We start from the raw sequence: 19537 nt of genomic DNA, 5'->3' as shown, positions 1-19537 counted from the left end.
CAGGCTACCCCGGTGCGCCGTCTGCGCTCATCGGCACCAGGCGGATGCTCGAGGCGTCCACACTCAGACGCACCTCGCCGCCGACGTCCAGCCCACGATCGGCAAGCACCTCCACGTCGACCTCGACGGCGACATCCGGCGCCGTCGTCTGCACGAGTGCGCCGAACGGCGACGGCTCCACGCGCGCGATCCGTGCGGTCCACGCCATCTCCCTCTCCGCCGCTCCGTCCGCGGCGAGGGCGCGGACGTCCTCGCGTCCCATCGGTCGAAGGCGCACGGCGCCCGGGCGGAAGACGGCGCTCGCCCGGCCGTCGGCGACCGCCGGCACGGCCAGCTGCAGCATCCCCGTCTCGTCGCGCCACGCTCCGGCGCGCACGATGCCCGGCACACGATCAAGCCCTGCCACCGCCGCGACGAAACGCGTGGCCGGCGCGCGGAGCACCTCCGCGACCGTGCCGGACTGCACGACAGTGCCGTCCTCGACGACGATCACGCGATCCGCCAGGGCCGCCGCATCGACCGCGGCGTGCGTGACGACGATCGTGGTCGCCCCGACGGCACGCACCTGGTCGCGGAGCACGCCGCGGATCTCGGATGCCGTCTCGACGTCGAGTCCGGTGAGGGGTTCGTCGAGCAGCACGACCTGCGGGGCGGCGGCCAGCGCGCGGGCCAGGGCCGCCCGCTGCTGCTGCCCTCCGGAGAGGTCCGCGGGACGCCGCAGGCCGAGGCCGGAGAGGCCGACACGGGAGAGCCAGTCCTCCGCGCGACGCCGGGCGTCGGCGCGGGAAACCCCTCGCGAGCGAAGGGCGAAGGCGACGTTGTCGCGGGCGGAGAGATGCGGGAACAGGAGCGGATCCTGACCGAGCAGCGCGACGCCGCGACGAGCGGGAGGCACGTGCAGTTCCGGCGACGACACGAGCCGGTCGCCGATGCGCACGTGCCCCGCGGACAGACGGTCGAGACCGGCGAGCGCCCCGAGCAGCGTCGATTTCCCCGCTCCGCTCGGCCCGAGAACCGCGATCGTCTCCCCCGGCGACGCGCTCACCGCGGCGTCGAGCACGAATCCGCCGGCCCGCTCCACGCGCACCTGCGCGTCGAGCGCGGTCCGCGTCGCCGACGCGGCGGCGTCGGTCATCGCGTCGCTCCCGGCCGCCACCCGCGCACGAGCAGAAGCACCGCGACCGCAGTCAGCAGCAGCAGCAGCGACAGCGCCACCGCCGTCCCCTGGCCGACGCCGGAGCCGTTGAAGGCGGTGTAGATCGCGAGGGGCATGGTCTGGGTGATGCCGGGCGCGTTCCCGGCGAAGAGGGCCGTCGCGCCGAACTCACCGATCGCGCGGGCGAAGGCGAGCACGACCCCCGCGACGATCCCGGGCAGAGCGAGCGGCAGGGTGACGCGCCAGAGGATGCGCCACCGACCCGCGCCGAGCGTGGCGGCGACGGTCTCGTAGCGTGTGCCCGACGTGCGCAGGGCCCCTTCGAGCGCGAGCACGAGGAACGGCAGGGCGACGAAGGTCTGCGCGATGACGACCGCGCCGGTCGTGAACGGCAGGGACACTCCCCACTGCGCGAGAGCAGCGCCCACGGGCCCCGACCGCCCGAAGAGGTAGAGCAGCGCGACGCCGCCGACCATCGGGGGAAGGACGAGGGGCACGGTCACGATCGCGCGCAGCACACCCGCCAGGCGATCGCCGGCCCGCGCGATCACGAGGGCGAGGGGGATGCCGAGCACGACGCAGCACGCCGTCGCGAGCAGCCCCGTCTGCAGCGACAGCAGCAGCGCGGCGACAGCCGCCTGCGATGAGATGTCGGTCCACAGCGTGGACCATTCGACGCGACCGACGAGCGCCGTGAGCGGGATCACGAGAAGGGCCAGGCCCAGCACGGCGGGAACGGCCAGGAGCGGAGGCAGGAAGCCTTCGCGAGGCGCCGCGCGCGGCGTCACGGCGCGCCGAAGCCGTGCTCGTCGAGGACGTCGCGTCCCGCCTCGGAGAGCACGTACGCCACGAACAGCGCAGCGGCGGAGGCATCGGATGCACCGGAGAGCGGAGCGATGGGATACCTGTTGACGACGTCGGCGGCCTCCGGCGGCACGATCGCCTCCACGGCGTCCTCCGCCGCCGCATCGGTCCGATAGACGAATCCCGCATCGGCCTCGCCCGCGGCGACCTTCGTGAGCACGGCGGTGACGTTCTGCTCCTCGCTCACCGGCGTCACGGTCACGCCGGCGGACTCCAGGAGAGTCGCCGTCGCGGCGCCGCAGGGCACCTCGACCGCGCACTGGACGACGGCCGTCGCGGGGTCCGCGAGATCGGCCAGTCCGGTGACGTCACCGGGGTTGCCGGCGGGCACGGCGATCACGAGGGTGTTCGTCGCGAAGATCTGCGGTTGCTCGGCGGTGACCCCGGCCGCTTCGACATCGGCCATCGTCGCCTCGTTCGCGGAGGCGAACACGTCGGCGGGAGCGCCCTCGACGATCTGCGTGGCCAGTGTGCTCGACCCGTCGTAGACGATGGGCTCGACGTCGATCTCGGGGTGAGCGAGCTCGAAGCCCTCCGCCAGATCGTCGAAGGCGGCCTGCAGCGACGCGGCGGCGTACACGCGAACGGACGTCTGCTCGTCGGCGGGAGCAGCGGTGCATCCGGCGAGGAGCGCCACGGAGGCGACCGCCGCCAGGAGAACGAACCGGCGCATCAGCCCTCCCGCGGGGTCTCGACGATGACATTGGTCGCCTTCACGACCGCGACGGCGAGGGATCCGACCGCGAGGCCCAGCTCCTCCGCGGCCTCGCGCGACAGCAGCGAGACGACGCGGTGGGGTCCCGCCTGGATGTCGACCTGCGCCATGATGCCGTCGACCTCTATCCGCGTGACCAGTCCCACGAAGCGGTTGCGGGCGCTGCGGGCGACGCCGGTGGGGTCCTCCGCGCCTCGGGCGATCCCGACCGCGAGAGCGGCGAGGTCGGCGCCATCTACGCGCGCGGGCGCCTCACCGGTGGTCGAGAGGCGTCCGGCATCGATCCAGCGGCGCACGGTGTCGTCGCTGACTCCGAGGAGCGAAGCGGCCTCAGAAACCCGAAATGCGGTCATTCAGTCACAATATCACCGCTTTTGCGGTGGCGAAGAGGCGGGAATGAATCCGGCGTAGCGTGGTGTCATGACGTTCCCGCCCCTCGTGGCACCGGTCGATGCGCTCGCCGCCGATGAGGCCGTGCGCACCGCGCGGCACCGTGCTCTCCCGCAGGTCGGCGATGCCGGGCAGCGCCGGCTGGCGGCCGCCCGCATCGCCGTCGTCGGCGCCGGCGGACTCGGCAGTCCCGTCGTGCTCGCGCTGGCCGCCGCGGGCGTCGGCTTGCTCCGCATCATCGACGACGACGTGGTCGAGCTGTCGAACCTGCAGCGTCAGGTCATCCATGACCTCCACGCGGTCGGCACCGCGAAGGCCGAGTCCGCCGCCCGGCGCGCACGCGCCCTCTCGGGCGCCATCACGGTCGAGACCGCCGCTGAGCGCCTCGATGTCGGCAACGCCGCGCGACTGCTCGCCGACTGCGATCTCGTGATCGACGGCAGCGACTCCTTCGCGACCCGGGATGCGGTCGACGCCGCCTGCGCCGAACTCGGCGTTCCCCTCGTGTGGGGGTCGGTGCTCGCGGGCTTCGCGCAGGTGACGGTCTTCTGGGCGGCGCCGCCCGCTCCCGCCCAAGGCGTGCGCCTGGCCGACCTCTTCCCGCCCGGCACGGCGGGTGAGCCGCCGAACTGCGCGTCCGCAGGTGTCCTCGGCCCCCTGTGCATGCAGGCCGGCGCGCTGATGGCGACCGAAGCGGTGAAGCTCGTGATCGGTGTCGGAGAGCCGCTGCTCGGTCGCATCTGCATCATCGATGCGTTCGGCGCTCGCCAGCGCGAGATCCCCCTCCGGTCGCGGCCTGCCGCCCTGCAGCCTTCGAGCGCGGCGAGCCGAGCCCCCCGGATCAGCGCCCCGGCCCTCCGCCGCGAGCTCGCCGCGGGACGCGTCGCGCTGCTGCTCGATGTGCGGGAGCACGACGAGTTCGCCGGTGGGTGCATCGACGGAGCCGTGAACGTCCCACTCGACCGCGTGATCGAGGACACCACGCTGATCGAGGCGGCATCGGTGGTCGTCGTGTGCGAACGCGGCGCCCGCGCGGCGACAGCCGCTGACGCCCTCCGGGCCACCGGCGTCGAGGCGACGGTGCTCGATGGCGGCATGGCCGCGTGGCGGGCCGCCGCGCAGCGACTGGCGAGCGTCTCGTGAACGCACTGATCAGCGTCGAGCAGCACCGCGCCCGCATCCTCGAAGCGCTCGATCCACTCGCCGTCGAGACCGTGCCCGTGGACGCCGCCGGGGGGCTGGTGTGCGCGGTCGACGCTCGCGCCGCCCTCGACATCCCGGTCTTCGACAACTCCGCCATGGACGGATTCGCCGTGCGCGCGGATGACCTCGCTCATGCCACCGCCGAGGCGCCGGTGGCTCTGCGCGTGGTCGCAGACCTTCCCGCCGGCTCGAGCGACGACCCGGAGCTCCGTTCCGGCGAGGCGGCGCGCATCATGACCGGCTCGCCGGTGCCGAGCGACGCCGACGCGGTCGTTCCGGTCGAACACACCACGGCAGGGCTCGCCGACTCGCTCACCCGCACCGAGGTGACGATCGCCCCGACGCGCGGGCAGCACATCCGACGTCGAGGCACCGATCTCGTCGCCGGAGACGTCGTCGTACACGCGGGTGAGGAGCTGACCGGCTTCCGGCTGGCGGCGCTGGCGGCAGCCGGGATCGCCGAGGTGGTCGTGCGCCGCCGCGTGCGGCTGGCCATCGTCTCGACCGGCAGCGAACTGGTCTCCCCCGGTGATCCGGTACGGCGCGGCCAGATTCCCGAATCGAACAGCGTTCTGCTCGGAGGGCTCGCGACGGAGGCGGGCGCGCAGGTGGTGCACACCGGGCGCGTGGCGGACGACGCCGAGGCCTTCCGCGCGACCCTCGCCGCAGCCGCCGACGCCGGGGCCGACGTGGTCGTGTGCACCGGCGGCGTGAGCGTGGGCGCCTACGAAGTCGTCCGCGACGTGCTCGAAGGCGACCGCGTCCGATTCGACAAGGTGGCGATGCAACCGGGCAAGCCGCAGGGCTTCGGCGTGCTCGACAGCGGCATCCCCGTCTTCTGCCTGCCGGGGAACCCCGTCAGCGTCGCGGTGTCGTGGGAGACGTTCGTGCGGCCCGCGCTTCGGCACCTCCAGGCGCGCCGCGAGCTCGATCGCACCCTGATCGCCGTTCCCGCCGCGACGGGATGGCGCACGCCTCCCGGACGCCGACAGTACGTGCCCGCCGCGCTCGACCGCACCGATCCGGGCGCGTGGACGGTCCGCCCGGCGACGGCGGGCGGATCGGGCTCCCACCTGGCAGGCGGCCTGGCCCAGGCGGAGGCGTACGCCGTCGTCCCCGCGGAGGTCGAAGCCGTCACGGCGGGCGACCTCGTGACTGTCATGCTGGTCTCATGAGCGAGCAGCCCTTCACCCACCTCGACAGCGACGGTCACGCCCGCATGGTCGATGTCACCGAGAAGCAGCCCACCGTCCGCGCCGCGACCGCGAGCGGATTCGTCCGCTGCTCGGCGTCCGCCGTCGCGGCCCTGCGCGATGGTTCGGTGCCGAAGGGAGACGTGCTCGCCGTCGCCCGCATCGCCGGGATCGCCGGCGCCAAGCGCACGGCCGACCTCCTCCCCCTGGCCCACATCATCGGCGTGCACGGCGCGGTCGTCGACCTCGAGATCGTCGACGAGGGCGTGCAGATCCGAGCGACGGTGCGAACGGCCGACCGCACCGGTGTCGAGATGGAGGCGTTCACCGCCGTCTCGGTGGCAGGCCTGTCGATCGTCGACATGCTCAAGGGCATCGACCGCCTCGTGCAGCTGGAGAAGGTGCGCCTCGAGGCGAAGACGGGTGGCCGATCCGGTGCGTGGAGCCGCGCGGAAGCATGACGTCCCCGTCCCTCGATGCCATCGTGCTGGCCGGCGGCCGCGCGACGCGGTTCGGCGCGGACAAGGCTGCGGCGACGATCGATGACGAGACGCTCCTGCAGCGCGTGGTGGATGCCGCGCGCCGCGCGGGCGCCGTCCGGGTCGTCGTCGTCGGCCCGCGACGCCCGCTGCGGGCAGGAGCGGACGTGCTCTGGTGCCGGGAGGACCCACCGTTCGGCGGACCGGCCGCCGGGATCGGCGCCGCGATCGGCGCCGTGACAGCCGACGAGGTGCTCGTGCTCGCGTGCGATCTGCGCAGGCCGACGGATGCGCTCGCCGCGCTGGGCGCGGTGCCGCCGGGCACCGACGCGGTCGTGCCGGTGGACGACGCGGGCCGGAAGCAGTGGCTCACGGCCCGCTACCGCACCGCCGCGCTGCGGACGGCCGTGCACGCCTCCGGTCGTGTCGACGGGGCCGCGGTCCGTGAGCTCATGCACACTCTGGAATGCGCGCATCCCGTGATGGCCGTGGATCACCTCGCCGACGTGGACACGCGAGCCGATCTGAACGAAGCTGGAGGCAGGGCGTCCGTCGCCCGGATATCGGAGGATGACATGGCCGACTCGCCGACGCACCTGAGCCCGGAAGACCTCGACGCGTGGGTCGTGTCGATGCGCGAGCGCTTCGACCTGTCCGTCGAAGCCGTGCCGACCGGCGACATCCTCGACCTCGCTCGCGACGCGGCTCACGCTGTCGCGAGGCCCGCAGCGCCCCTCGCGGCGTTCGTGGCGGGTTTCGTCGCGGCTCGCGAGGGCGGCGGACCGGCGAAGATCTCCGAGGTCATCGACGAGGTCTCGAAGCTCGCCGACCGCTGGAAGGGTGCGAAGTGAGCACGGTCAGCGCACCGCCCACCGTCGCCGTCAGGTTCTTCGCCGCTGCCGAGGAAGCGGCCGGCGCGGCATCCGGAACATATGCGGCACCGGACATCGCCGCGCTTCGCGTCGCACTCACGAGCGCTCATCCGGCCCTCGCGGCGGTGCTGCCTCGCTGCGCACTCCTCGTCGACGGCGTCCGCTCCGACGACGCCACCCCCCTCGACGAGGCGTCGACGGTGGACGTGCTGCCCCCGTTCGCGGGAGGCTGAGCCAACGGCGGATCAGCCGCCGATGGCGCTCATCGGCCGCTGCGGCTGCAGGAAGCCGGGCTCGTCGATGCCGTGACCCGGAAGCTTCCCCGCGATCGAGCGCCGCAGGACATCGGCGAGGTCGTCGTCGTCGGCATCCCCCCGCAGCAGCGGAAGCAGGTCCGACTCCTCGCGCGCGAACAGGCAGTTGCGGATCTGGCCGTCGGCGGTCAGCCGCACACGGTCGCAGGCACCGCAGAACGGTGCCGTCACCGACGCGATGACGCCCACCGTCGCCGGCCCGCCGTCGACGTGGAACACTTCCGCCGGCGACGCCCCTCGCTCGCCGACCGGCTCGAGCGTGAACGCCTGGCGCAGCGTGTCGAGGATCTCCTCGCCCCGCACCATCTCCACGCGAGACCAGATGTGGCCGGCGTCCAGCGGCATCTGCTCGATGAAGCGCATCTCCGCCTCGTGGTCGACCGCGAAGCGCACGAGGTCGACCAGCTCGTCTTCGTTGACGCCTCGCATGGCCACGGCGTTGAACTTCAGCGGCGCGAACCCCACGGCGCGGGCCGCGTCGATGCCGGCGAGGGTGTCGTCGAGCCGATCGCGCCGCGTGAGCTCGGCGAAGCGATCGCGGCGCAGCGTGTCGATGGAGATGTTCACGCGCGCGAGTCCGGCGTCGCGGAGCGGCCCGGCGAGCTTCGGCAGGGCGAGCGCGTTCGTCGTCATGGACACCTCGAGCGGGCCCTCCGGCCCCTCGATGGCCGCCATCCGGGCGACGACGTCGACGACGTCCCTGCGCAGCAGCGGCTCCCCGCCTGTCAGGCGCACCTCGGTGATGCCGAGACTGGCCGCCACCGCGGCGACCCGGGCGAGCTCGTCCGTGGTGAGGATGTTGTCCTTCGCGAGCCACTCCACGCCGTCTGCGGGCATGCAGTAGGTGCAGCGCAGCGAACAGCGGTCGGTGAGCGAGATGCGCAGATCGCGGTGCACGCGGCCGAAGCGATCGACGAGGGTCCCACGCGAGCCCGTCACGATCCGATCCCGACCCAGGTGGATGCCCCGTCGCTCTGCTGCTGCTTCTTCCACACCGGCAGGTCGGACTTGATGGCCTCGATGAGCTCGCGGCTGGCGGTGAACGCTTCGTCGCGATGGGCGGATGCGGCCACCACGACGACGGCGACATCCCCGACCGCGAGGCGCCCCACCCGGTGGGTCACGGCGATCAGCGCGTGCTCGCCGGCCGCCTTCTGCGCCAGCTCCCGCAGGATGCGCGGGGCGTCGGGATGCGCGGAGTACTCGAGCGCCTCGACGCTGCCGGCCGCCTCCGGGTCGTGGTCGCGCACGGTGCCGATGAACGTGGTGAGCGCGCCGACCGACGGATCACTCGCGGCGTGGATGTGGGCGGCGACGTCGATGGGCGTGTCGCTGATCTCGGCGATGACGACTCCGGCATCCATCAGTGGTCGCCCCCCTCGAGCTGTGACACGACGTGCGAGGCGATCCGCACGACGAAGGGCATCCCGGAGGCGACCGCCTTCGGCGAGCCGGGGAGGTTCACGATGAACGTCGTCGCGGCGACGCCGGCCCGCCCGCGGGACAGCGCCGAGAGCGGGGTGTCCGCGGCGCCGTCGGCCCGCAGGCGCTCCGCCACGCCGGGAACCTCGCGATCGAGAACGCGCGCGGTACCCTCCGGCGTGAGGTCGCGCGGCGAGACCCCCGTGCCCCCGCACGTGACGATCACCCGCGCTCGGGCACCGATCAGCGCGCGAAGCTCCTTCTCGACCGCGTCGACGCCATCGGGGATGACAGACGCGTCGTCGCAGGCGAAACCCGCCTCGCGCAGCGCCGCCACCGCGACCGGGCCGGCGGAGTCCTCGCGCACGCCGCGGTGCGACCGGTCCGAGACGGTCACGACGGCGGCGCGAAGAGATGTCATCCCTCCACGATAGGTGCCGAGATCGGTTCGCGGCGCCGTTACGGCGGATCGTTTCGAGGCCGTCGATCCGTCTTTCGCGAGCCGGGATATCGTGTGTGAATGGCTCGTTCCACCGCCCGTCGCCGCGTCGTCCGCGTGCGAATCGATGCCGACGGCGAGGGCGTCCACGCCGTCTCGCGCCGCGAAGACGTGCTGGCCGCCGAGGAGCCGCTGGAGATCCGCATCGACGGATCGTCCTGGGCCGTGACCATGCGCACGCCGGGCGACGACTTCGACCTCGTCGCCGGGTTCCTCGTCGGCGAGGGCGTGCTCACGGCCCCCGACCAGCTGAGATCGCTGCGGTACTGCGCGGGGCGCAACGCCGAGGGCGAACAGACCTACAACGTCATCGACGCCCACCTCGGTGCCGGCGCGGTGCCGCCCTCCGACGCCGCCGCACGACACAGCACCACCACCAGTGCGTGCGGCATCTGCGGCACCGAGTCGATCGAGGCGGTGGCCAAGACCGCTCGGCTCCCCCTCGGGGCGGCGGAACCGCTCGTCGATGCGGCGGTCGTCGCGCAGCTGCCGGATACGCTGCGCGACTCGCAGCAGGTCTTCGACGCCACCGGGGGCGTTCACGCCGCCGGTCTGTTCGCACCGGACGGCACCGCGGTGTGCGTGCGCGAAGACGTCGGCAGGCACAACGCCGTCGACAAGGTGATCGGGTGGGCGCTCCGCGACGGGAGACTCCCCCTGGCACAGCACGTGCTGCAGGTGTCGGGGCGGGCGTCGTTCGAGCTCGTTCAGAAGGCGCGGCTTGCGGGCATCCCGATGCTGGCGGCGGTCGGGGCGCCGTCGACGCTCGCGGCGCAACTGGCGCACGACACGGGGCTGACCCTCGTCGGATTCAGTCGCAACGGCTCATTCGCGATCCACGCGCACCCCGAACGCGTCGTCGGAATCTGACCCGTCCCCGGGCCGACGCGCAGAGCCGCGGGACGCGACCAGCCGTCGTTCACGCGCGAGGGGAACGCTGAACACCGCCGCGACCACGAGCGCCGCACCGATGCCGACGAGCGCGCCACCCACGGTGTCGCTCAGCCAGTGGGCGTGCAGATAGGTGCGACTGAAGGCCATGAGCAGGATCCACGCCGCCCCGACGAGGGCCACGACGAGCCGTGGGAACAGGACGACCGCGCACACCGCGATGGTTGCGGCATTCGCGACGTGCCCCGACGGGTAGGACCCGTAGTCCGACATGATGAGGATCTCGGTGGGTCGCGCACGGCCGAACAGGTGCTTGAGCAGCTGAACGAGTGCCGCCGACACGGCCTCCGCGGTGAGGAAGAAGGCCGCCGCCCACGGCCGCCGCACCGCGATGAGCGCCCCCGCGCCGCCCAGCGGCACGACGAGCACCCCCACCCACCCGCCTCCGATCACGTTCATGGCGTGCGACACGGGTCCGGCCAGCGGCACCGCGGCGTCGACGAGCAGGTTGTTCCACCAGGCGTCGACCGCGAACGGAGTGTTGCCCCGGGCGAACGCCCACGCGCCGAGTGCCGTCGCCAGCGCGATCAGGAGGAGACCGAGGGCGATCAGCGAGAAGGTCATCGTCCGCGTACGGGAGGGAAAGGGCATCCGACCATTGTGCCCCGACCCCGATCCGGAGGGGCCGGCTCAGGGAGTGAGCCGCTCCACGGAACGCGGACGGACGATGAACCACAGCGCTGCCACCGCGAGGAGACCGCACCCGACCATGACGGCCGCCATCGTCGTCGCGGTGATCGCCGCACCGTGGGACACGCCGCCGACGATCGGAGAGACCAGCCCCGCGACGCCGAAGTTGACGGCGCCGAGGATCGACGCGGCCGTCCCGGCCGCCTTCCCGTGCCGGTCCAGCGCGAGAACCTGCACGCACGGCATGGTGAACCCGACCCCGGACATGAACACGAACAGCGGCACGACGGTGCCCCACAGGCCGAGTCCGAGCTGGTCGGTCGCGATGATCGTCGCCCCCGCGATCACGAGCGTCGCCGTCGAGAACGCGAGCACCCACTGCGGCCCGAATCGGGCCGCGAGGCGAGAGGCGACCTGCACGCCGACGACCACCCCCAGCGAATTGACGGCGAACAGCAGGCCGTACTCCTGAGCCGTCAGGCCATAGGCCTCCTGGAAGAGGAACGGCGACGCGGAGAGGTAGGAGAACAGCCCGCTGAAGGCCATTCCGCCGATGACGAGCACGCCGAGGAACACGCGGTCGCTGAACACGCTCTTGTACCGCTGAAGCATCGTCGTGTTGCCGCGGTCCTGACGGCGTGCCGGAGGCAGGGTCTCCGGGAGGAGCAGGATGGCGCACAGGAACATCAGCGCGCCATAGCACGCGAGGACCACGAACAGCCCCCGCCAGGGCATGACCTCCATGAGGGCGGAGCCGATGAGCGGCGCGACGACGGGGGCGACCCCGGTCACGAGCGCGAGCCGGCTGAGCATGACCACCAGGCGCCGACCGCCGAACAGATCTCGGACCATCGCCATCGCCACGACGCCGCCGGCGGCGGCCCCGATCCCCATGAAAACGCGGGCGATGCCGAGTGTCCACAGGGTGGGCGCCATCGCCGCGGCCACACTCGCCAGGACATGGAGGGCGGTGACCGCGAGAAGCGGGATGCGGCGGCCGACCTTGTCGCTCAGCGGGCCCACGATCAGCTGACCGAGAGCGAAGCCGACCATCGTGCCGGTGAGCGTCAGCTGGATCGCCGCGGCCGTCGTCTGGAAGTCGGCCTCGAGCACGGGGAAGGCCGGCAGATACAGGTCGATGGTGAAGGGACCGAGTGCCGTGAGGGCTCCGAGCAGGATGACGTAGAGCACCCGCCGCGGCGTCGAGATCGCATCCCCCGGGTGCAGGACGATCGGCGCGGTCGCCGGATTCGTGCCGAGGGTGCGGATGGCGCCCGTGGGAGACCCCGTCGCGCGCGGGAGACGGGTGGTCGCGGTCTCCGGTGCTCGCGCACCGTCGGTCGGACGAGGATCAGTGGGGTTCTGGACGGGAAGAGAGGCGGTATCGAGCAAGAGGACTTCGTTTCAGCGGCGTGACGGGGCGTCGGCCGGGGATGACCGGACTGGCGCAGAGGAGACGGCGGATGCGCCGTGATGCCGATCGCGGACAGGAGCGTCCGAATCGATTCGACTCCTCAGTGTATCGGACGCCCCGCCTCAGCCCTTCGTCGATCCCGCCAGCAGACCTCGCACGAAGAATCTCTGCAGCGAGAAGAAGACCACCAAGGGAACAACGAGGGAGACGAACGCCCCGGCCGTCAGTCGCTGCCAATCCTGACCTCGCGAGCCCACCATCTCCGCCAGCCGCTGGGTCAGCGGAGCGACATCCTGTGTTCCTCCGGAGAAGATCAGCGCGACCAGCAGGTCGTTCCACACCCACAGGAACTGGAAGATCGCGAAAGACGCGATCGCCGGGGTGGCCAGCGGCAGGATGATGCGGAAGAAGATCTGCGCGTGGGAGGCGCCGTCGACGCGGGAGGCCTCGATGACATCGCGCGGGATCTCGGAGATGAAGTTGTGGAGCAGGAAGATCGCCAGCGGCAGCGCGAAGATCGTGTGCGCGATCCACACCGGCAGGTAGTTCTGCTCGGGGATGATCGGAATGACGTCGTGGAGCCAGGCCTGCCCGGGGCGCAGCCAGAACGAGAACGTCTGCAGCAGCGGCACGAGGGCCATCTGCAGCGGCACGATCTGCAGCGCGAACACGAAGATGAACAGCGTGTTGGCGCCGGGGAACTTGATCCACGCGAACGCGTAGGCCGCCATCGAGGCCAGCACGAGCGGGAAGATCGTCGCCGGGATCGCGATCGCTAGCGAGTTGACGAAGTACGCCCCCAGCTGCGGTGACGACATCGACGGCGAGAACAGCACGTCCTGGTAGTTGTCGAGCGTGAATCCGGGGTTCTGGAAGATCGTCCACCAGCCGGTGGTCTGGATGAGCTCCGCCGGACGGAACGACGAGACGAACAGGCCGAACGTCGGGATCGTCCACAGCACCGCGATGATGAGCGCGGCCAGCGTCGCCCAGCGCGACGTGAGACGGCGCTTCGCGCGAGCCGTGCGCGTGCCTTCTGCCGCTTCCTCGAAGGCGTCTTCTTTTCGCTCGTCGTCGATCGGAAGATCGACCGGGGCCACGCTGCTCATCGGATCTCCCTCTGCTTGCGGAGGACGTTGACGTTGTAGATGACGATGGGAAGGACCATCACGAACAGGATCAGAGCGAGTGCCGACCCGCGCCCGACCTCACTGGCGCGGAACGCCTGCGTGTACATCTCGTTGGCCACCACGCTCGTGTTGAAATTTCCGGCGGTCATCGTCCGCACGATGTCGAAGACCTTGAGGGTCGCGATCGAGATGGTCGTCAGCACGACCACCAGCGAGGAGCGGATCCCGGGGACGGTGACGTTCGAGAAGCGCTGCCACGCGTTCGTGCCGTCGAGCTGCGCCGCCTCGATCTGCTCCGTCGGAATGCCCTTGATCGCCGCGCTCAGCACGACCATCGCGAATCCGGTCTGGATCCAGATCATGACGACGATCAGCAGGAAGGTGTTGAGCGGATCGGTCTGCAGCCACTGCACGGGGTCGCCGCCGAGTCCCACGACCATGGCGTTCAGCAGACCGATCTGATCGCGACCGGCCGAGCGGTACTCGTACACGAAGCGCCAGATGATGCCCGCTCCCACGAAGGAGATCGCCATGGGCATGAACACCAGCGCCTTGTAGAAGCGCTCACCGCGCGACTTGTCGATCCACACGGCGTACGCCAGTCCGAGCGCCGTCGAGATCGTGGGGACGAAGAGAACCCAGATGACCGTGTTGATGAGGGTGCGGATGGCCGAGGGCTGCGTGAACATCCACACGAAGTTGTCGAAGCTGAAGTTCCCGGAGTTGTCCAGGAACGCCAGTCCGGTCGTCCGCACCGCCGGCCAGATGAGACCGACCGCGAGGAGGAGGATCGCCGGCAGCAGGAACCACGTCAGCTGCCAGTAGTCCCTGCCCTTCTTCGGCCCGCGGCCCATGAGGAGCACGAGGATGCCGATAATGGCGGCGAAGATCACCAGCCCCATCACCACCTGCAGGATCTTCCCCGTGAGGTCAGCGGTTGTCATCGAGGTCTTCCCTTCGTCGTTGAAGCATGTCGCGGCGACGGAGGCTCCAGGACCGAGGCGGCGCCGTTACCGCCCCGGTCCCGGAGCGAACCGATCAGCTGGCGGGCCAGCTGGCCTCGATCTCGTCGACGACCGTCTCGGTGTCATCGCCGGAGACCCAGGCGACGATGCCCTTCCAGAAGGAGTCGGCCCCGACAGCGCCGGGCATGAGGTCCGAACCGTCGAAGCGGAACGTCGTCTCCGGGTCCTGGAGGATCTCGATCGACTGCACGAGCAGCTCGCTCGACGCGTTCTCCGGGTCGACGCCCGTGTTGGCGCTGATCACGCCGCCGAGGCTGACCCGGTTGTTCGCCCACGTGTCGCTGGAGAGGTAGGCGCGGACCGCCTCGACCTCTTCGGCGTCGGTGAAGGCGACCGGGAACTCGCCGCCGCCGGTGACCGACAGCGGGTCACCCGCGTTCGCCGGCGGGGTGAGGAATCCGAAGATGTCGCCGTTGGACGCGACCGTCACCTCATCGCCGCCCTCGGGGTTCCAGAAGGTCTCGTAGAACGAGGCCTGGTGGTGCAGCGAGCACTCGCCGTCGAGAATCGGCAGTCCCGCCGTCTGGAACGCCTCGGTCACGAGCGTCGACACGTCGCCGATGCCGCCGTTGACCATGTCCTCGTTCTTGAGGTATCCGCCGACGGCGTCGAAGGCCTCCACGACCTGCGGGTCGTTGAAGGGGATCTCGTGGGTCACCCACTGGTCGTAGACGTCGGCGCCGTGCAGACGCAGCATCCAGTCCTCGATCCAGTCGGTGCCCGGCCACCCCGTGGCGTCGCCGGACTCCAGGCCCACGCACCACGGCTTGTGGTCGCCGTCGGCCGCGATCTGCTCCGACAGCGCCTCGAGATCGTCGAGCGTCGCGGGAATCTCCCAGCCGTTCTCCTCGAACTCGCTGGGCGAGTACCAGATGTACCCCTTGATGCTCGCCATGAGCGGCGCGGCGTAGAAGGTGTCGTCGTAGGTTCCGTAGGTCTTCCAGTCCTCCGACCAGAATTCGTCGACGTGCGCTTCGACCGCCTCCGATGCGGGGATGAGCCATCCGCCCTCGGCGAGACGGGCGAGCAGTCCGGGCTGCGGCACGATGCCGATGTCGGGCGCATTGCCGCCCTCGGCGAGCACGGCGATCTGCGCCTCGAACTCGCTCGAGCCCTGATAGTCGATCTGGATGCCGGTGCAGGCCGAGAAGTCGCTCCACGACTCCACGAGGCGATCGGCTTCGAGATCGAGGATGGTGCCGCCGATGGTCACCTCCGCGCCGTCGAAGGTGCCGTACTCCTCGTAGTCGGTGCAATCGACATCGGATGCGTCGGGCTGCATGTCGCCCGTACAGGCCGACAGGGCCAGCGCGGCGACTCCCAGTCCGGCTGCCGCGGCGAAGACGCGCGAACGCGACTGAGTCCTCATGGTGCCTCCTCATTGAGTAGCAGGTCGGCATGACGTCGCCGACCCAAGGTGCTCGGGAACCGTTCCCACGCTCACGCTAAGGGATCGCTCCCGTGGGCACAATCCGGTTCGGGTCACAACTGAATAACCATGGTCACACGGGCTGGAATCGGCGCGGGTGTGCGTGCCACGATGTCTCGCAACCGGTTCCACTTTCCGGACGAAGACGACCGGCATCCGAGGAGCACAATGGGTGGCATCGCCGAGGTGGCGCGCGTGGCCGGCGTGTCGAAGTCGACCGCGAGCCGAGCTCTCACGGGGAACGGCTACGTCTCCCCCGCCACGCGCGAGCGGGTGGCGCGCGTGGCCGAAGACCTCGGATACGTCGCATCCTCATCCGCGTCGAGTCTCGCCACCGGACGCACCCGGAACATCGGCGTCGTGATGCCCTACCTGAACCGGTGGTTCTTCGCCGAGGTGCTCGAAGGCGTTCAGGAGGTGCTGCTGGCGGAGGGGTTCGATCTCACGCTGTACGACGCGAAGCCCGGCACCGAGGGCAGGCGTCGCGTCTTCGACGACTTCCTCGCCCGAAAGAGGTTCGACGGCCTCATCGCGGTCGCCCTCGAACCCGACGACCATGAGCTCGAACGCCTCGTCGGAATCGGGCGGCCGGTCGTCAGTGTGGTCGGCGACAGCGACCAGACGAGCGTCGTCGGGCTGGATGACGTTCACGCGGCCCGTCGCGCCACCGCGCACCTGGTCGACCTCGGCCACGAGCGCATCACGTTCCTGGGCGGGATCTCCGACCATGAAGGCCCCCACGTCGACCGCGAGCGGCTGGGCGGATACGCGTCGCGCATGCGCGACGCGGGACTGCGTCCGGACCACGCTCCATCCGAGGTGTCACTCCCGGGCGGCTACGACGTGGCCGTCGACCTGCTGAGCGATCCCGACCGACGCCCCACGGCCATCGTCGCCGCGTGCGATGAGGTCGCCATCGGGGCGATCATCGCCGCGCGACGACTCGGCATCGCCGTTCCGTCCGCGCTGAGCGTCGTCGGCATCGACAATCACGAGTACTCGGAGATGTTCGGCCTCACCACGCTCGAGCAGTCCCCCCGCGGCCAGGGAGCGGCCGCCGCCCGGCTTCTCCTGGATCACCTCCGCTCCCCGGGGACCGAGCGCACCCAGATGCGCCTGCACGCGCGCCTCATCGTGCGCGGCTCGACGTCACCGCCGCCGGGCACTCCGTCGGTGGCGGTCGGCGTCATCCCCTGACGCATCCGAACAGTGGGCGACGGAGCGCATCGGAGACGCACCGGAGACGCCAGAACCCCGGACGCCGAAGCATCCGGGGTTCTGTTCTGTCAGGCGCTGAAGCGTGATTACTTCAGGGTGACGGTGGCGCCGGCGCCCTCGAGGGCCTCCTTGGCCTTCTCGGCGGCTTCCTTGTTCGCGCCCTCGAGCACGGGCTTGGGAGCACCGTCGACGAGACCCTTGGCGTCGCCGAGGCCGAGCGAGGTGAGCTCGCGGACGACCTTGATGACCTGGATCTTCTTGTCGCCGGCAGCCTCGAGGATGACGTCGAACTCGGTCTTCTCCTCCTCGGCGGCGGCTTCGCCACCGGCACCACCGGCGGCGGGGGCGGCACCGGCGACGGCGACGGGCGCCGCGGCGGTGACGTCGAAGGTCTCCTCGAACGCCTTGACGAACTCGCTGAGCTCGATGAGCGTGAGCTCCTTGAACTGGTCGAGCAGCTCTTCAGTGCTGAGCTTTGCCATGATGATTCTCCTTGCTTGGGTATCTGTCGCCGCAGGCCGGATCAGGCCGCGGACTCCTGCTTCTCGCGCAGCGCGTCGACCGTGCGCACGGCCTTCGACGGGAGCGCGTTGAAGACGAATGCCGCCTTGGTCATCGAGGCCTTCATCGCGCCGGCGAGCTTCGCCAGCAGGACTTCACGGCTCTCGAGGTCGGCGAGCTTGTTGACCTCGTCCGCGGTGAGAGGGTTACCGTCGAAGTAACCGCCCTTGACCACGAGATGAGGGTGTGCCTTGGCGAAGGCGCGCAGGCCCTTCGCGACGGTGACCGGGTCACCGTGCACGAACGCCACGGCCGACGGACCCTTGAGGTCGTCGTCCAGCGACGAGATCCCCGCGTTGTTCGCGGCGATCTTGGTCAGCGTGTTCTTCACCACGGCGTATTCCGCGTCCTGACGGATGCTGTTGCGGAGCTCCTTGAGCTCGGCGACCGTCAGACCGCGGTACTCGGTGAGCAGTACGGCGGTCGAGTCCTCGAAGTTCTTCGTGAGCTCGGCGACCGATGCTTCCTTCTGCGCCATGGCCACTCCTTGTGTGTACGAGACGCCCGACAGTGGTGGGGCGTCGGCCTGGGACATCCGGTCGCTCGGGCAAAGAAAAAAGCCCCGGCGCAAGCGCACGGAGCTGGATTTCCCATCAGACCGGGATCTCTGTCGTACACCTGCGCAGGCCCCTGTTCTTCACAGAGCTTCGATCGTCTCGTTCGCACGACACGATGACCGGCGGTCTTCGGCTCCGGTTACTCTACCCCACCCGCCCTTCTCCCCCAAATCCCCGCACCCTGCGTACGCACGCACCATCGCCGAGCCACCCCTTTGATGCCCAGCCACCCCTTTCGTGGCGCAGGCAATGGGCTGGTTCGGCACGAAAGGGGTGGCTCGACCGAGGCGTCGGTCACGAAGGGTGGATGCCGAAACGAGCGAGACGTGCACCGAGCGCTGCCGGGGTGGCCGCATGCTCGTCGCCCCAGCGGGCAAGTCTCCACTGGGTCGTTCCTCGGATCCAGTCTTCGCGCGCCTTCTCGTCGAGCAGCACCTGTTCGACGCTGCGCCCCGAGCGCCGCGCCTCATCCACGTACTTGTCCTTTCCATCGCACTCTCCGAACGTCCTCAGTCCTCTCAGCCCGATGTCGACGAAGTACGAACCGCCGCCCGGAGCCGGTACGGGCACCTGCAGCTCCGCCCGTTCGAACCCCAGTCGATGCAGCTGGAGCCGACTCACGCTCTCCAGCGGCAGCTGGGCCCGACCATCTGCCAGCTCGACGATGCGCCGCGCCTGGCGGATACCTCGCGGGCCCGACATCTCCGTACGGTGGAGCAGCCGCGATGTGAAGTCGGCAGCGGCGCGATCGTCAAACCGTCGCCGATCGCCGCCGATCTGCCCAAGAGCAGCGTCGGCGACCGAGATCGACGCCTCGGCCGACACCGCACGAATCACGTCGTAGGTCGTCCGCTCGAGATTCGTGCAGAAGAGGCCACCGACGATGTCGACCTCCGTCTCCGCGAGGCTGCCCTCGTGGCGCATCACGTCATCCGCGCTGTGACGGGCGGACGCCGCCGCGAGGACGTGCGCGCGACGAGGAGCAAGCCGATAGAGCGGCAACCCGTGGAGAACCGCGGCAGAGACGCCACAGAAAACCACCGTCGCACCCCGCGACGCACGCTCGACTGCGAGGACGAGCGCACGATGACGGGACTCCGGCCACAATGAGGCCCAGACCGCGCCGTCGATGTACGTGCCCCGGCGGATGCGGTGGAGGACCCCGGCGTCGACGGCGTCGGCGATCGAGCGGTCGCTCATCCCTTCGTCGATAAGCGCCGGCCGTGATCGCAGCAGACCGAGGAGTTCGTCGAGACTCGCGTGACGCATACTCGCACGGTCCCGCAGGTCGCTCGCCGGAGCCGCTGCCGAATCCATCTTGTGGACGAAGCCGAGTCACGCCGAGGTGGGGAGGAGCACTGCACACGCATCGAGCCATCCCTTTCGCGCCGAACGGGCCCCTTCTCCGCAACGGAAAGGGGGTGGTTCGGCAACAAAGGGGTGGTTCGAGTCGAGGGACGAGGGGGACGGGTGGGGAAGCGGGGCGGGGGATGCGGGGGTGTCGCGGGAGGGGTG

At 70.5% G+C, this 19537-nt stretch carries 22 protein-coding genes; 7 read left to right on the top strand and 15 right to left on the bottom strand.

Going from position 1 to position 19537, the window contains the following annotated elements:
* Positions 1-4 precede the first annotated feature (4 nt).
* Genes B3S45_RS08600 through B3S45_RS08585 form a run of 4 tightly spaced genes read right to left on the bottom strand, consistent with a single transcriptional unit; the run spans position 5 to position 3088 of the window.
* Positions 5-1135 carry a sulfate/molybdate ABC transporter ATP-binding protein gene (locus B3S45_RS08600; RefSeq protein ID WP_071044549.1) on the bottom strand — a complete coding sequence of 377 codons (1131 nt, stop codon included), beginning with the start codon at positions 1133-1135 and terminating at the stop codon, positions 5-7.
* Positions 1132-1944 carry an ABC transporter permease gene (locus B3S45_RS08595; RefSeq protein ID WP_286719779.1) on the bottom strand — a complete coding sequence of 271 codons (813 nt, stop codon included), beginning with the start codon at positions 1942-1944 and terminating at the stop codon, positions 1132-1134. The genes B3S45_RS08600 and B3S45_RS08595 overlap by 4 nt, the downstream gene beginning before the upstream one ends.
* Positions 1941-2693 (bottom strand): molybdate ABC transporter substrate-binding protein, encoded by a 753-nt coding sequence (gene modA / locus B3S45_RS08590; RefSeq protein ID WP_071044387.1) that lies wholly within the window; start codon positions 2691-2693, stop codon positions 1941-1943. The genes B3S45_RS08595 and modA overlap by 4 nt, the downstream gene beginning before the upstream one ends.
* Positions 2693-3088, bottom strand: a complete 396-nt coding sequence (locus B3S45_RS08585; RefSeq protein WP_071044386.1) for a TOBE domain-containing protein — start codon at positions 3086-3088, stop codon at positions 2693-2695. Before B3S45_RS08585 ends, modA begins: the two co-directional genes overlap by 1 nt.
* Positions 3089-3155: 67 nt before the next feature.
* On the opposite strand from B3S45_RS08585, the gene B3S45_RS08580 reads away from it, so the two are divergent.
* Genes B3S45_RS08580 through B3S45_RS08560 form a run of 5 tightly spaced genes read left to right on the top strand, consistent with a single transcriptional unit; the run spans position 3156 to position 7105 of the window.
* Positions 3156-4268, top strand: coding sequence for a ThiF family adenylyltransferase (locus B3S45_RS08580; RefSeq protein ID WP_286719774.1), 1113 nt, complete (start codon positions 3156-3158; stop codon positions 4266-4268).
* Positions 4265-5503: a gephyrin-like molybdotransferase Glp gene (glp, locus tag B3S45_RS08575; RefSeq protein WP_071044548.1), complete on the top strand. Its 1239-nt coding sequence runs from the start codon at positions 4265-4267 to the stop codon at positions 5501-5503. Before B3S45_RS08580 ends, glp begins: the two co-directional genes overlap by 4 nt.
* The gene (moaC, locus tag B3S45_RS08570) at positions 5500-5982 is read left to right on the top strand and encodes a cyclic pyranopterin monophosphate synthase MoaC (RefSeq protein WP_071044384.1); all 483 of its coding nucleotides are present in this window, start codon (positions 5500-5502) and stop codon (positions 5980-5982) included. Before glp ends, moaC begins: the two co-directional genes overlap by 4 nt.
* A complete protein-coding gene (gene mobA, locus B3S45_RS08565; RefSeq protein ID WP_286719770.1) occupies positions 5979-6851 on the top strand; it encodes a molybdenum cofactor guanylyltransferase in 873 nt (290 codons plus the stop codon). The genes moaC and mobA overlap by 4 nt, the downstream gene beginning before the upstream one ends.
* A complete protein-coding gene (locus B3S45_RS08560; protein WP_286719767.1) occupies positions 6848-7105 on the top strand; it encodes a MoaD/ThiS family protein in 258 nt (85 codons plus the stop codon). Before mobA ends, B3S45_RS08560 begins: the two co-directional genes overlap by 4 nt.
* A 12-nt stretch (positions 7106-7117) precedes the next feature.
* Here the strand turns inward: B3S45_RS08560 and moaA are convergent, their stop codons facing one another.
* Genes moaA through B3S45_RS08545 form a run of 3 tightly spaced genes read right to left on the bottom strand, consistent with a single transcriptional unit; the run spans position 7118 to position 9029 of the window.
* Positions 7118-8125: a GTP 3',8-cyclase MoaA gene (gene moaA / locus B3S45_RS08555; protein WP_083336474.1), complete on the bottom strand. Its 1008-nt coding sequence runs from the start codon at positions 8123-8125 to the stop codon at positions 7118-7120.
* Positions 8122-8550 (bottom strand): molybdenum cofactor biosynthesis protein MoaE, encoded by a 429-nt coding sequence (locus B3S45_RS08550; RefSeq protein WP_071044379.1) that lies wholly within the window; start codon positions 8548-8550, stop codon positions 8122-8124. Before B3S45_RS08550 ends, moaA begins: the two co-directional genes overlap by 4 nt.
* Positions 8550-9029 (bottom strand): MogA/MoaB family molybdenum cofactor biosynthesis protein, encoded by a 480-nt coding sequence (locus tag B3S45_RS08545; RefSeq protein WP_071044377.1) that lies wholly within the window; start codon positions 9027-9029, stop codon positions 8550-8552. Before B3S45_RS08545 ends, B3S45_RS08550 begins: the two co-directional genes overlap by 1 nt.
* A 99-nt stretch (positions 9030-9128) precedes the next feature.
* Between B3S45_RS08545 and fdhD the strand changes: the two genes are divergently transcribed.
* The gene (gene fdhD / locus B3S45_RS08540) at positions 9129-9977 is read left to right on the top strand and encodes a formate dehydrogenase accessory sulfurtransferase FdhD (RefSeq protein ID WP_286719762.1); all 849 of its coding nucleotides are present in this window, start codon (positions 9129-9131) and stop codon (positions 9975-9977) included.
* Here the strand turns inward: fdhD and B3S45_RS08535 are convergent.
* The 5 genes from B3S45_RS08535 to B3S45_RS08515 form a co-directional block, all read right to left on the bottom strand.
* Positions 9933-10649, bottom strand: coding sequence for a phosphatase PAP2 family protein (locus B3S45_RS08535; RefSeq protein WP_083336473.1), 717 nt, complete (start codon positions 10647-10649; stop codon positions 9933-9935). The two genes, fdhD and B3S45_RS08535, sit on opposite strands and share 45 nt — an antisense overlap.
* 39 nt (positions 10650-10688) lie before the next feature.
* Entirely contained in the window at positions 10689-12080 is a 1392-nt protein-coding gene (locus B3S45_RS08530; protein WP_286719759.1) for a multidrug effflux MFS transporter, read from the bottom strand.
* Between the two features lie 144 nt (positions 12081-12224).
* Positions 12225-13211 (bottom strand): carbohydrate ABC transporter permease, encoded by a 987-nt coding sequence (locus B3S45_RS08525; RefSeq protein WP_194384745.1) that lies wholly within the window; start codon positions 13209-13211, stop codon positions 12225-12227.
* On the bottom strand, positions 13208-14176 hold the full coding sequence (locus tag B3S45_RS08520; protein ID WP_071044372.1) for a carbohydrate ABC transporter permease: 969 nt from the start codon (positions 14174-14176) through the stop codon (positions 13208-13210). The genes B3S45_RS08525 and B3S45_RS08520 overlap by 4 nt, the downstream gene beginning before the upstream one ends.
* 94 nt (positions 14177-14270) lie before the next feature.
* On the bottom strand, positions 14271-15626 hold the full coding sequence (locus B3S45_RS08515; protein WP_071044371.1) for an ABC transporter substrate-binding protein: 1356 nt from the start codon (positions 15624-15626) through the stop codon (positions 14271-14273).
* A 228-nt stretch (positions 15627-15854) separates the two neighbouring features.
* Between B3S45_RS08515 and B3S45_RS08510 the strand changes: the two genes are divergently transcribed.
* Positions 15855-16883 (top strand): LacI family DNA-binding transcriptional regulator, encoded by a 1029-nt coding sequence (locus tag B3S45_RS08510; RefSeq protein ID WP_286719755.1) that lies wholly within the window; start codon positions 15855-15857, stop codon positions 16881-16883.
* Positions 16884-16990: 107 nt separating this feature from the next.
* On the opposite strand, the gene rplL is transcribed toward B3S45_RS08510, so the two are convergent.
* From rplL to B3S45_RS08495, 3 genes are all read right to left on the bottom strand, one after another.
* Positions 16991-17386, bottom strand: coding sequence for a 50S ribosomal protein L7/L12 (gene rplL, locus B3S45_RS08505; RefSeq protein WP_071044369.1), 396 nt, complete (start codon positions 17384-17386; stop codon positions 16991-16993).
* Positions 17387-17427: 41 nt separating this feature from the next.
* Entirely contained in the window at positions 17428-17943 is a 516-nt protein-coding gene (gene rplJ / locus B3S45_RS08500; RefSeq protein WP_071044368.1) for a 50S ribosomal protein L10, read from the bottom strand.
* Between the two features lie 373 nt (positions 17944-18316).
* The gene (locus tag B3S45_RS08495; RefSeq protein WP_286719752.1) at positions 18317-19291 is read right to left on the bottom strand and encodes a type IV toxin-antitoxin system AbiEi family antitoxin domain-containing protein; all 975 of its coding nucleotides are present in this window, start codon (positions 19289-19291) and stop codon (positions 18317-18319) included.
* Positions 19292-19537: the final 246 nt, after the last annotated feature.

Source organism: Microbacterium sp. UBA1612, assembly GCF_002321605.1.
Lineage (GTDB): Bacteria > Actinomycetota > Actinomycetes > Actinomycetales > Microbacteriaceae > Microbacterium > Microbacterium luteum.
This window is presented reverse-complemented; position numbering and strand designations above follow the sequence as displayed.

What these genes read in the sequence shown, in the direction of transcription:
- rplL (WP_071044369.1), bottom strand. Translation starts at nt 17,386, where the DNA reads ATGGCAAAGCTCAGCACTGAAGAGCTGCTCGACCAGTTCAAGGAGCTC.
- moaC (WP_071044384.1), top strand. Translation starts at nt 5,500, where the DNA reads ATGAGCGAGCAGCCCTTCACCCACCTCGACAGCGACGGTCACGCCCGC.
- B3S45_RS08585 (WP_071044386.1), bottom strand. Translation starts at nt 3,088, where the DNA reads ATGACCGCATTTCGGGTTTCTGAGGCCGCTTCGCTCCTCGGAGTCAGC.
- B3S45_RS08535 (WP_083336473.1), bottom strand. Translation starts at nt 10,649, where the DNA reads ATGCCCTTTCCCTCCCGTACGCGGACGATGACCTTCTCGCTGATCGCC.
- mobA (WP_286719770.1), top strand. Translation starts at nt 5,979, where the DNA reads ATGACGTCCCCGTCCCTCGATGCCATCGTGCTGGCCGGCGGCCGCGCG.
- B3S45_RS08600 (WP_071044549.1), bottom strand. Translation starts at nt 1,135, where the DNA reads ATGACCGACGCCGCCGCGTCGGCGACGCGGACCGCGCTCGACGCGCAG.
- rplJ (WP_071044368.1), bottom strand. Translation starts at nt 17,943, where the DNA reads ATGGCGCAGAAGGAAGCATCGGTCGCCGAGCTCACGAAGAACTTCGAG.
- B3S45_RS08550 (WP_071044379.1), bottom strand. Translation starts at nt 8,550, where the DNA reads ATGGATGCCGGAGTCGTCATCGCCGAGATCAGCGACACGCCCATCGAC.
- B3S45_RS08545 (WP_071044377.1), bottom strand. Translation starts at nt 9,029, where the DNA reads ATGACATCTCTTCGCGCCGCCGTCGTGACCGTCTCGGACCGGTCGCAC.
- B3S45_RS08495 (WP_286719752.1), bottom strand. Translation starts at nt 19,291, where the DNA reads ATGCGTCACGCGAGTCTCGACGAACTCCTCGGTCTGCTGCGATCACGG.
- fdhD (WP_286719762.1), top strand. Translation starts at nt 9,129, where the DNA reads ATGGCTCGTTCCACCGCCCGTCGCCGCGTCGTCCGCGTGCGAATCGAT.
- B3S45_RS08510 (WP_286719755.1), top strand. Translation starts at nt 15,855, where the DNA reads ATGGGTGGCATCGCCGAGGTGGCGCGCGTGGCCGGCGTGTCGAAGTCG.
- B3S45_RS08580 (WP_286719774.1), top strand. Translation starts at nt 3,156, where the DNA reads ATGACGTTCCCGCCCCTCGTGGCACCGGTCGATGCGCTCGCCGCCGAT.
- B3S45_RS08520 (WP_071044372.1), bottom strand. Translation starts at nt 14,176, where the DNA reads ATGACAACCGCTGACCTCACGGGGAAGATCCTGCAGGTGGTGATGGGG.
- modA (WP_071044387.1), bottom strand. Translation starts at nt 2,693, where the DNA reads ATGCGCCGGTTCGTTCTCCTGGCGGCGGTCGCCTCCGTGGCGCTCCTC.
- B3S45_RS08525 (WP_194384745.1), bottom strand. Translation starts at nt 13,211, where the DNA reads ATGAGCAGCGTGGCCCCGGTCGATCTTCCGATCGACGACGAGCGAAAA.
- B3S45_RS08515 (WP_071044371.1), bottom strand. Translation starts at nt 15,626, where the DNA reads ATGAGGACTCAGTCGCGTTCGCGCGTCTTCGCCGCGGCAGCCGGACTG.